Source organism: Nocardioides sp. NPDC057577 (assembly GCF_042801335.1).
Classification (GTDB): domain Bacteria; phylum Actinomycetota; class Actinomycetes; order Propionibacteriales; family Nocardioidaceae; genus Nocardioides.
This window is the reverse complement of sequence record NZ_JBHVGB010000006.1, coordinates 68,948-79,291: the sequence shown is the minus strand read 5'-3', so window position 1 is coordinate 79,291 and position 10,344 is coordinate 68,948. Positions and strand designations below refer to the sequence as shown.

Annotated in this window: 11 protein-coding genes; 6 read left to right on the top strand and 5 right to left on the bottom strand. The window is 67.4% G+C overall.

The annotated features are described in order from the left end of the window. Window positions 1-57 precede the first annotated feature (57 nt). Window positions 58-825, bottom strand: a complete 768-nt coding sequence (gene lexA / locus ACFU7D_RS02445; RefSeq protein WP_378862847.1) for a transcriptional repressor LexA — start codon at window positions 823-825, stop codon at window positions 58-60. Window positions 826-1,007: 182 nt separating this feature from the next. On the opposite strand from lexA, the gene ACFU7D_RS02440 reads away from it, so the two are divergent. Continuing rightward, window positions 1,008-1,400 carry a LysM peptidoglycan-binding domain-containing protein gene (locus tag ACFU7D_RS02440; RefSeq protein WP_378726132.1) on the top strand — a complete coding sequence of 131 codons (393 nt, stop codon included), beginning with the start codon at window positions 1,008-1,010 and terminating at the stop codon, window positions 1,398-1,400. Window positions 1,401-1,508: 108 nt separating this feature from the next. On the opposite strand, the gene ACFU7D_RS02435 is transcribed toward ACFU7D_RS02440, so the two are convergent. Continuing rightward, the gene (locus ACFU7D_RS02435; RefSeq protein ID WP_378862844.1) at window positions 1,509-2,405 is read right to left on the bottom strand and encodes a hypothetical protein; all 897 of its coding nucleotides are present in this window, start codon (window positions 2,403-2,405) and stop codon (window positions 1,509-1,511) included. A 398-nt stretch (window positions 2,406-2,803) separates the two neighbouring features. Here ACFU7D_RS02435 and nrdR point away from each other — a divergent pair, with 398 nt between their 5' ends. The 3 genes from nrdR (at window position 2,804) to ACFU7D_RS02420 (ending at window position 6,949) form a co-directional block, all read left to right on the top strand. Further along, complete coding sequence (nrdR, locus tag ACFU7D_RS02430; protein WP_357337606.1) at window positions 2,804-3,304, top strand: transcriptional regulator NrdR; 501 nt, start codon at window positions 2,804-2,806, stop codon at window positions 3,302-3,304. A gap of 164 nt (window positions 3,305-3,468) precedes the next feature. Further along, window positions 3,469-6,390, top strand: a complete 2,922-nt coding sequence (locus tag ACFU7D_RS02425) for a vitamin B12-dependent ribonucleotide reductase (protein ID WP_378726137.1) — start codon at window positions 3,469-3,471, stop codon at window positions 6,388-6,390. A gap of 298 nt (window positions 6,391-6,688) precedes the next feature. Then, window positions 6,689-6,949: an HIT domain-containing protein gene (locus ACFU7D_RS02420; protein WP_378862840.1), complete on the top strand. Its 261-nt coding sequence runs from the start codon at window positions 6,689-6,691 to the stop codon at window positions 6,947-6,949. A 29-nt stretch (window positions 6,950-6,978) separates the two neighbouring features. On the opposite strand, the gene ACFU7D_RS02415 is transcribed toward ACFU7D_RS02420, so the two are convergent. The 3 genes from ACFU7D_RS02415 to ACFU7D_RS02405 all read right to left on the bottom strand — a co-directional run bounded on the left by ACFU7D_RS02415 (window position 6,979) and on the right by ACFU7D_RS02405 (window position 8,657). After that, on the bottom strand, window positions 6,979-7,980 hold the full coding sequence (locus ACFU7D_RS02415) for a hypothetical protein (protein WP_378862837.1): 1,002 nt from the start codon (window positions 7,978-7,980) through the stop codon (window positions 6,979-6,981). Between the two features lie 81 nt (window positions 7,981-8,061). Beyond that, entirely contained in the window at window positions 8,062-8,232 is a 171-nt protein-coding gene (locus ACFU7D_RS02410; protein ID WP_378862834.1) for a hypothetical protein, read from the bottom strand. 35 nt (window positions 8,233-8,267) lie between these two features. Continuing rightward, the gene (locus tag ACFU7D_RS02405; RefSeq protein WP_378862831.1) at window positions 8,268-8,657 is read right to left on the bottom strand and encodes a carboxymuconolactone decarboxylase family protein; all 390 of its coding nucleotides are present in this window, start codon (window positions 8,655-8,657) and stop codon (window positions 8,268-8,270) included. A 150-nt stretch (window positions 8,658-8,807) separates the two neighbouring features. Here ACFU7D_RS02405 and ACFU7D_RS02400 point away from each other — a divergent pair, with 150 nt between their 5' ends. Continuing rightward, complete coding sequence (locus ACFU7D_RS02400; RefSeq protein WP_141802705.1) at window positions 8,808-9,068, top strand: metal-sensitive transcriptional regulator; 261 nt, start codon at window positions 8,808-8,810, stop codon at window positions 9,066-9,068. A gap of 214 nt (window positions 9,069-9,282) precedes the next feature. Beyond that, a complete protein-coding gene (locus tag ACFU7D_RS02395) occupies window positions 9,283-10,332 on the top strand; it encodes a hypothetical protein (protein ID WP_378862828.1) in 1,050 nt (349 codons plus the stop codon). The last annotated feature ends 12 nt before the right edge of the window (window positions 10,333-10,344 follow it).

Below are 10,344 nucleotides of genomic sequence, written 5' to 3'. Positions count from 1 at the left end.
GTCATGGGCCGGCGGCTGAGTTCACGCAGTGTTTCCGGGCTGGTCCCCGGGGCGGGCTCAGAGGCTGCGCAGGACCGCGGTCACCTTGCCGAGGATCGTCGCGTGGGTGCCGTCGATCGGCTCGTACGCAGCGTTGTGCGGCAGCAGCCAGACCTTGCCGTCCTTGCGGGAGAGCGTCTTGACCGTGGCCTCGCCGTCGATCAGCGCGGCCACGATCTCGCCGTTCTCGGCGGTCGGCTGCTGGCGCACGACCACGAAGTCGCCGTCGCAGATGGCCGCGTCGACCATCGAGTCACCGGAGACCGAGAGCAGGAAGAGGTCGCCGTTGCCGACCAGCTGCTTGGGCAGCGGGAAGACGTCCTCGACGCTCTGCTGGCTCGAGGTCTCCTCGGCCAGGATCGGGCCACCGGCCGCGATCCGCCCGACCAGGGGGACCATGGCGGCGTCGGGGTTGGGGTTGACAACGGCCTCGGCCGCGAACGTCGTCTCGGGCTCCTCGCCGGACATGGCCTTGCGGTGGGCCATCACCTCGGGGAGAAAGACCTCGAGGGCGCGCGGTCGCTTCGGGTCCTTGCGGATCAGACCACGCTGCTCCAGCGCCCGGAGCTGGTGGGCGACGCTGCTGGTGCTGGTCAACCCGACCGCAGCACCGATCTCGCGCATGCTGGGCGGGTAGCCGCGCTGCTCGATGCTGTCGCGCAGGTGAGCGAGGATGCGCTGCTGACGCGGCGTGAGCCCGGTCGCGTCCGGCGGCCCGTCGGGCAGCTCGCGGACGCGGCTCTTCTTCGAACCGCCTGATCCGGTGCCTGTCTTCTGCGTGGTCATGTCACCACATTAGTCCCTCTGGCACCACGACATCAAACATTTGTTCGATCTCATGGGTGGCGCGTGTCGGCGTTCGAAAATTCTGGGCGTCGCTACTTGCGTTGTTCGAACACGTGATCTACCTTCGAACATGTGCTCGATCGAACACGTGATCGAGAGACTTGTGATCAGGAGGCCGTGAGATGAGTGCAACAGTCTATGTGCTGCCCGTAGCCGAGCCGCCCCGTCCGGTGCGGGAGGTGCGTCGCTCGACCGTGCGGCTCACTCGCCGCGGCCGCGTCGTCGTGTTCGCATTCGCGCTCGTCGTGCTCTTCGGGATCGCACTGATCGGAGCCCGGGTGGCCTTCGCGGTGGAGAACGGTGCGGACGCTGATGCCGGATTTCGTGGCCCCGCCCCCGCCGCCCACACGATGGTCGTCGGCGATGGCGACACGCTCTGGGACATCTCCTCGAAGGCCGTCGCCGGGACCGACGCCTCGATTCGGGAGATGGAGCAGACGATCAAGGAGCTCAACAGTCTCGAGTCCTCGATGCTCATGTCCGGTCAGACCCTGATCATCCCGACCGCGCCGTAGGGCGCCCCACAGATGTCCGGCTGCTCCTTCGACCCCGGCGGCCGGCAACCGGGAAAAGTGAGAGTGCTGCAGACGATGGGAAGCGTCTGCAGCACTCTCGCTGTCTCGTCAGTGGCGCCCGCGGTAGGGGCGGTCCGGCTCGGCCGGCGGCCACTGCTTGTTGCGGGTGCCGTGCCGCGGCGGCCACTCGTCGTCCGGCTCGACCGGGGAATCCTGGGGCTGCCGCTGGGTGGGCATCGCCTGGGTCGCGGCGGGGTCCTGGGTCAGTCGGGCCCTCGAGCCCGTCTGACCGTAGCCGGTCGGGGTCTGGTAGGCACCGGACTGATACTGCGGCGAGCCACCCTGCTGGGCGGGGTAGCTGTCCGTGCCGTACCCCTGCGAGCCGTACCCCGAAGTGCTCTGTGGCGTCGACGTCGGTGTCGGCGGGCTCGAGTAGTAGGGCTGCGGGGAAGGTGGAGGGCTGGTCGGCGGCAGGTAGGACGACGTGCTGTAGGCGGCCCGGCTGCCGGTGTTGCCGTAGCCCTGATCGCTGCCGGGATAGCCGTAGGGCGACTGCGATCCGGTGTCGGTGTAGGACGGGTTCCCGGTGTCGCCGTAGGGCGACTGGCTCCCGGTGTCGGAGCTGTGCCGGCCGTAGGAGCCGGTGTCGTCGTAGCCGTAGGAACCGGCGCCGTAGTAGTCCTGCTCCGGGTAGGCCTGCTCCGTGTAGAGCTGCTGGTCGGAGTAGGTCGTGTCCGAGTAGTCCTGCTCCTCGACGTAGGCGTTGGAGTGGCTTCCGGTGTAGTCGTCGGCGGGTGGCGTGGTCGGGGAGCCGGAGAAGGCCCGCCAGGCCTTCCCGGCGAAGGTGAAGGTCAAGAAGAGACAGGCGACTGCAACGACCGCCGCGACGGCGAGCTTCGCCCAGGCGCCGGAATCGCCTCCCCGTGCGTCGGCCCCGAAACCGACGGCGACCCACACGAGCACTCCCCAGATGACGAGGAAGGCCAGTGTCGCGATCGCAGGCAAGATGAAAGGTGGCCGGGGACCGCTTCTGGGGCGCGTGCCTCTCCGCGACCCGACGCGATTTCCTCCGGAGATGTTTGTCACGGGGGCCATTCTTACTCATCCAGGCCAGTCCGGCGCCGCTGAACCGGAATCTTTCGGTGTTTGACCGGCGACACGCCGGGCGCGCGGGTAAACGCGCCGCTCGCTTGCATCGTCGTGGGGGCGGGCGTACGGTTACCACTACATCTAGTAGTTACACCGCTGTAGTTATCCACATCTAGTTCACATGAACAGGCGGATGGCCCACAGCGATGGGGGTGTTGTTCCACAGGGACTCACGCTCATATCCACAGGTTCCACAGGCTCGGGCCGCCGTTGAGACGGCCTGGATCCACAGGTCTCACGAGAGGGGCTCGACCGTGCACTGTCCGTTCTGCCGACACAGCGACACCAAGGTGCTCGACTCCCGCGTGGCCGAGGACGGTGGCCAGATCCGGCGCCGCCGGGTCTGCCAGGAGTGTGGGAAGCGGTTCACGACCGTCGAGCAGATGCAGCTGATGGTGGCCAAGCGCTCCGGCGCAGCGGAGCCGTTCAGTCGCGACAAGGCGGTGCACGGCGTACGCAAGGCGTGCAAGGGCCGGCCGGTCACCGAGGACCAGCTCGCCTGCCTCGGCCAGGAGGTCGAGCAGGCGCTGCGCAGCCAGGGGCTCGCCGAGGTTCCCAGCAACGAGGTGGGGCTGGCGATCCTCGCGCCCCTGCGCGAGCTCGACGAGGTGGCCTACCTGCGCTTCGCGAGCGTCTACCGGGCCTTCGGCTCGGCGGACGACTTCGAGCGTGAGATCCAGATGCTGCGTACGGAACGGGAAGTCCAAGACTTCGAGGCAGAACATCCGGTCGAGGCCCCGGTGGGCACCGACTAGGTCCCACGGCCATGAAATAGGGATGGCACAGACCGGCCCGGGCAGGCCGTGGGGAAGCGACCTGTCCGGGCCATCCAGCGAAACAGATAGAACAGAGCAAGGACTCCACCATCAGCACCGACCAGCAGTACGGCACAGCGATCGATGACAACAGGGGGAACGAAATGACAGACACGGCAGCAGAGGCACAGGCATCGGCGAAGGCAGGCGCCGGGCTGAAGATCGAGCGGATCTTCAGCACCGAGGGCGTCCACCCCTACGACGAGATCACCTGGGAGCGGCGCGACGTCGTCCAGAAGAACTGGAAGACCGGCGAGACCGTCTTCGAGCAGACCGGAGTCGAGTTCCCCGACTTCTGGTCGATCAACGCCTCGACGATCGTGACGACGAAGTACTTCCGCGGCGCCATCGGCACCGACAAGCGTGAGCAGAGCCTGAAGCAGCTGATCGACCGGGTCGTGAACACCTACGTCGCCTCCGGCAAGGAGAACGACTACTTCGCCTCCGAGGCCGACGCGGACCTCTTCGGTCGCGAGCTCACCTGGCTGCTGGTCAACCAGCACTTCGCCTTCAACTCGCCGGTCTGGTTCAACGTCGGCACCGAGTCCCCCCAGCAGGTCTCGGCCTGCTTCATCCTCTCGGTCGACGACTCCATGGACTCGATCCTGAACTGGTACAAGGAGGAGGGCCTGATCTTCAAGGGCGGCTCCGGTGCCGGTCTCAACCTCTCCCGCATCCGCTCCTCCAAGGAGCTGCTGAAGTCCTCCGGCGGCACCGCCTCCGGTCCGGTCTCCTTCATGCGCGGCGCCGACGCGTCCGCGGGCACCATCAAGTCCGGTGGCGCCACCCGCCGCGCGGCGAAGATGGTCGTGCTCGACGTCGACCACCCCGACATCGAGGAGTTCGTCGAGACCAAGGCGCGCGAGGAGGACAAGATCCGCGCGCTGCGCGACGCCGGCTTCGACATGGACCTGGGCGGCAAGGACATCTCGTCCGTGCAGTACCAGAACGCCAACAACTCCGTGCGCGTCTCCGACGAGTTCATGCGCGCTGTCGAGGAGGGCAAGAAGTTCGGCCTCCGGGCGCGTACCACCGGTGAGATCATCGAGGAGATCGACGCCCGCGAGCTGTTCCGCAAGATCTCGATCGCTGCGTGGGAGTGTGCCGACCCGGGTCTGCAGTACGACGACACGATCAACGACTGGCACACCAACCCGGAGACGGGCCGGATCACCGGCTCCAACCCGTGCTCGGAGTACATGTCGCTGGACAACTCCTCCTGCAACCTGGCGTCGCTGAACCTGCTGAAGTTCCTCAAGGACGACGACACCTTCGACGCCGTGCGCTTCCAGCAGGCCTGCGAGGTCGTCTTCACCGCGATGGACATCTCCATCTGCTTCGCCGACTTCCCGACCGAGGCGATCGGCGAGACCACCCGCGACTACCGCCAGCTCGGCATCGGCTACGCCAACCTCGGCGCGCTGCTGATGGCGATGGGTCTGGGCTACGACTCCGAGGGTGGCCGCACGATGGCCGCCGCCATCACCTCGCTGATGACCGGTGCCGGCTACAAGCGCTCGGCCGAGCTGGCCGCCGTCGTCGGGCCGTACGCCGGTTACGCCCGCAACGCCGAGGCCCACCAGCGGGTCATGCGCAAGCACCAGGCCGCCAACGACGCGGTCCGCTCGATCAACCCGGTCGACCGCAACATCATCGACGCGGCGACCCGCGTGTGGTCCGACGTCGTCGAGCTCGGCAAGGTCAACGGCTTCCGCAACGCGCAGGCCTCGCTGCTCGCGCCGACCGGCACCATCGGCTTCATGATGGACTGCGACACCACCGGCATCGAGCCCGACTTCTCGCTGGTCAAGTTCAAGAAGCTCGTCGGCGGCGGCTCGATGCAGATCGTCAACCAGGTGATCCCGCGTGCGCTGAAGAAGATGGGCTACCAGCCCGAGCAGATCGAGGCGATCGTCGCCTACATCGGCGAGCACGGCCACGTCATCGACGCCCCCGGTCTGCGTCAGGAGCACTACGAGGTCTTCGACACCGCGATGGGCAAGCGCGCGCTGCAGCCGATGGGCCACGTACGCATGATGGCGGCCACCCAGCCGTTCCTCTCCGGTGCTATCTCCAAGACCGTCAACCTGCCCGAGACCGCGACGGTCGAGGAGATCGAGCAGGTCTACATGGAGTCGTGGAAGCTGGGCCTGAAGGCCACCGCGATCTACCGCGACAACTGCAAGGTCGGTCAGCCTCTGGCCGACGGCAAGTCGGAGAACGCCAAGAAGGACCAGGGTCTCTCCACGGTCGCCGCCGAGGTTGCTGCTGAGGCCGAGGTCGCGCCCGAGGTCGTCGAGAAGATCATCGAGAAGATCGTCTACGCGCCGACCCGCAAGCGCCTGCCGAAGTCCCGCGTCTCGCGCACCACCTCCTTCACCGTCGGTGGCGCCGAGGGCTACATGACCTCCGGTGCCCACGCCGACGGCGAGCTCGGAGAGGTCTTCCTCAAGCTCGGCAAGCAGGGCTCGACCCTGGCCGGTGTCATGGACGCCTTCTCCATCGCGGTCTCCGTCGGCCTTCAGTACGGCGTGCCCCTGGAGACCTACGTCTCCAAGTTCACCAACCTGAAGTTCGAGCCCGCCGGTCTGACCGACGACCCGGACGTACGCATGGCGCAGTCGCTCATGGACTACGTCTTCCGCCGGCTGGCGCTGGACTACATGTCCTTCGAGGACCGCTCGGCTCTCGGCATCTACTCCGCCGACGAGCGCCAGCGCTACCTCGAGACCGGCTCCTACGAGCAGCTCGGCAACGGCACCACCGCCGCCGAGCTCGTCCAGAAGCCGGCTCCGGCCCCGAAGGCCGCTCCTGTCGTCGAGCCGGTCGAGGCCGAGATCGAGGAGGAGGCCGAGGTCGTCGAGGAGGCGCCCAAGGCGACCGCTCACACCACCACCGAGCTGCTCGAGTCGATCAGCGGCATGGCCATCGACAGCCCGCTCTGCTTCACCTGCGGCACCAAGATGCGCCCCGCCGGCTCCTGCTACGTCTGCGAGGGCTGCGGCTCGACCTCCGGTTGCAGCTGAGTCGTGAGTGACTGAGTCCGGTCCCGCACCCGAGTGAGGGTGCGGGACCGGCTCGTTTTCAGTGTTGGCCACTCCATACACACCTCCACGTCCACATCCACAGTGGGGCGCCGCGACCAGGGGTGACGTGGGAGTCCCGGTGTCACCGGGTGACATCAGGACTCCCAGGTTGCGCGGAACATAGGTTTTCCGGATGAGCTCAGATGGCACTGACGCCCCGTACGCGGGGTCCGACTTCTACTGCGATGTCGCGATTCCACACCGTGCCCGCCTGGACGTTGTGCACGAGGATGAACAAGTGCTCGCGTTCCACCACACGCGGCCGTTCTGGGAGGTCCACATCGTGGTGGTGCCCAAGCGTCACATCGGCTCGTTGACGACCGTGAGTGCCGAGGACGAGACCGACATACGTGAGCTGTTCGGTGTCGTCCAAGCAGTGGCCAGGGACGTGGAGCTCGAGCACGGCGCCGCGGCGGTCCTCACCAACCTGGGTGCCTACCAGGACTCCAAGCACCTCCACGTGCACATCCACAGCGGCGGTCGTACCGGCCAGGGGTGACGTGGGAGTTCCGGTGTCACCGGGTGACCTCAGGACTCCCACGTCGGGAGTTCACACTGCTTGCCACAAGTGGATGGGGCACCAGTCCAGCCATTGGCTTTCAGGATCTGGGCGATCCTGGCTGCGGTGCGACATGAGGTGCCGAAGATCTGGTGCCAGCGGAGGCGTGCGGTGGTCCGACCGCCGAGGGCCAGGTCGTCGAGATCCCGGTCGGCGTCGCGACCCTGGGCGCTCCATGACTCGTGGTTGAGGCGGCCGTCGAGCTCGACGACGAGGTCGTACGCGTCGTACTCGACGTCGCGGAACTCCTTGCCGGTCGGCGTCAGTCTTTGGCTCTGGCGGGTGCCTGTCGGGAGGCCGTGGGCGCGCTCGACTCGGGTGAGGTAGGCGTGCTCGAGGACCGAGCATGTGCCTTCATCCACGTCGGTGAGCAGGTCGCTGATGAAGGCGCGGCGGGGGAGTCGTGGGTGGCGCTTCAGCGCGGTGCGTACGGCATGGGTGGTCACTCCGCGGCGGCCGATGGTGTCGGTGAGCAGGCCGATCACTTCGATCTCCGAGGATGCGGACCTGGCCTGTAAGAGGGCGTTGTCCTCGAGCTTGAGCCGCGGTGGGCGGTCGGCGGCGAAGGTCTGCCGGGAGAGACCGACCACGCGGTGGATGACGACGCCGGACGGTGGGTCGAGGCGGCGGGCGTGGTCGATCGCCACATGGATGGGTGCGTGGACTTCATCGGTGCGCTTCGGCTCCAGAACGGATGGGCCGCACAGCGCTGCGGGTTCGGCGTAGAGCACCGCCGCCCAGGCACGCTGAGACCAGGTGAGGGGACCGGTGTGGGTGACGTAGACACCGCGATGAACGGGCTGCATCTCGCGGCGTCTGATCGCGCGACGGATGTCGTTCGGGGTGTAGCCGCCGAAGGTGAGCTGTGCTCGGCTGGCCACGCCGTCCTGCAGTTCCAGCTCGCGCGCGACCCAGGCTCTCCGCGCTTGCAGGTCGCGCGTGGCGAGCTCCGGATCGACGAGCGCGGTCACGAGCCCTCCTGGGTCCTGTCGACGTCGACGGCGTCGGACGAAGTGGTGGTCGCTGTGCACGATAGGTGCGACCGCCGACAGTCAGGGGCCGAGGATGCGGCTCAGCCAGTTGCCGTTCGGGTCCTTGGGGTCGGCGGAGTGGCCGGGGCACCACTGGCCGGTGGGTACGGAGGCCTTGACGGTGGCGACGTGGCGGCCGCAGCCGGCCCACGTGGTCTTCTTGCATTTCTTGCAGCGGACGGGGCGACACATTGTTCGGTTCCTGCTTCTGTGGATCTGGTCCATGATCAGGCGGGAGGTTCGCCGGCGTCGAGGGCGTCGACGAACTCGCAGAACGCGTCGAAGGCTCGCGCGCCGTGGATGGTGGCGGGGCCGCCGTGCATGAGGAAGGTGACGCCGATGGCCTCGGCTGCCTCCTGGGGGCTCGCCCCGGCGCGAGCAGCGGCCTGTCCGTGGGAGGCGATGCAGCCGTCGCAGCCTTCGACCACGCCGATCGCGAAGGCGATCAGCTCCTTGGTCTTGCGGTCGAGAGCGCCGTCGGCGAAGGCCGCCTTGGAGAGCCCGCCCCAGCCCGCGTAGACGTCGGGGATGGCGCGGCGCAGCTCCTGGTGGAGTGGCCCGAGGTCGCGCAGGACGCTCTTGCCGTGGGGTGAGGCCTGGTCGGTTGTGGTGGTCATGGGTGGCTCCCTTCGGTCGCCGGTCGACGTAACCCCCCGGGGGGTTACGTTGGCGACGGTAGCATAACCCCCCGGGGGGTTATAGAATCGCCGGGATGCCAGTGGCTTTCCGGCGCACTGGCGGCACCCGAGGAAAGAAGAAGGACTCTGATGCAGCTCGAGCCTGACGAGATCAAGGCCGTCATCACCCGACTCAAGCGGGCCAACGGACACCTCGCGTCCGTGATCCGGATGCTCGAGGAGGGCTCGGAGTGCGAGGACGCGCTGACCCAGCTCGCGGCGGTCAACAAGGCGGTCAGCCGAGGTGGCTATGCGCTGGTCGCCACCGGGCTGGAGAAGTGCCTCGCCGAGGGTGGTCGCGACAGTGTCGACACCAAGAAGATGGAGAAGCTCTTTCTCGCTCTTGCCTGAACGCCGGGCCGATCACTGTCCACAGGCGAGCTTCGGGACGGGGTTATCCACATGCCGGTGATAGGCGCTGGCGGGGCCTATGGATCCGGGGTCTGCTGGGGCCATGCCCAAACGAAAGAAGCGTGAGAAGTCACCTCGTCCACCGAACAGGTCCGGGGATCCGCGGCGGCGGTCGTTCGTCGAGAAGGTCGTCGACAGTCCCTATTGGCCGGCGATGTTCGCGGTGAACGATGCCGAGGCTCGCGGGGACGTGAAGTCGGCCCTGGAGATCATTCACACGACCAGCGCCCAGCTCGCCAAGGAGCAGTTCTGGCATCCGTCGCGTGTCGAGCGGTTGGAGCAGCTGCGGCTGCTCGAGGCGCTGATGCCGAGGTGGGCGCACTCGCGATGGATCCTTGCGCAGGCGATGCAGGGGACCCATGCGCGCAACCAGTGGCGGATGTCGAAGGCGATCCGTGTCGCCCTGGACGTTCGTGGCGGCCCCGATCCCGGACGTGACCGGGAGGACGAACGGATCCAGATCCTGGATCGTGACTGGGTCTATCGCCAGACCTTCCTCTACGAGCTCGGCGGGCTCGAGGCGTTCCTGCGCCACAACGCTTCGGGCGACCTCATCGCCGGCGCCGACCGGATCTGGGAGTGGGTGCGGGCGCCGATGCGTGGCGTGCGGCTGCGGGGGCGCACGCCACGCCACCTGGTCTGGGAGGATCCGAGGACCGGGGAGCAGGTGACAACGATCAACATCGGTGCCGGTCTCGTCGTCGACGACGGGGCGTGCGTGATCGGCCGGATCGTGCCGATCGACGAGGGTCTGATGTTCGAGACGGCCCCGCTGCGGGTGCCTGAGGAAGTGGCGTACGCCGTCGCGGATGAGCCGGAGCAGTGGATCGACGCGCTGCGTGACAGGACCGGGACGCCCGGTCGCGAGCCGGGAGAGATCTGGCCCCACCGCGGGCTGCGCGACTACGGCTTGCTCACCGACGTTCCGTACGGACTGGTCAATCTCGCCATGGACGCGGGTCTGCACGCGTTCAGGAATCCCGATGACGAGGAGCTGGACGAGCTGGACGAGCTGTTCAACCATCCGGCCGACTATCCCGCATGCCTGGCTGCCTGGCTGGTGCGACCGGAGACGATCACGGCGCTCGGCGCGGGCGTGCCGCTCGAGGGTCTCGCCGCGCTCGGCGGGTTCGCAGAATTCGTCCATGAGCCGGCCGCGAGCCTCATCCGCGACCTGGCCGATCACCACGAGGAGGTCGCCTGACACTCCGCGAGG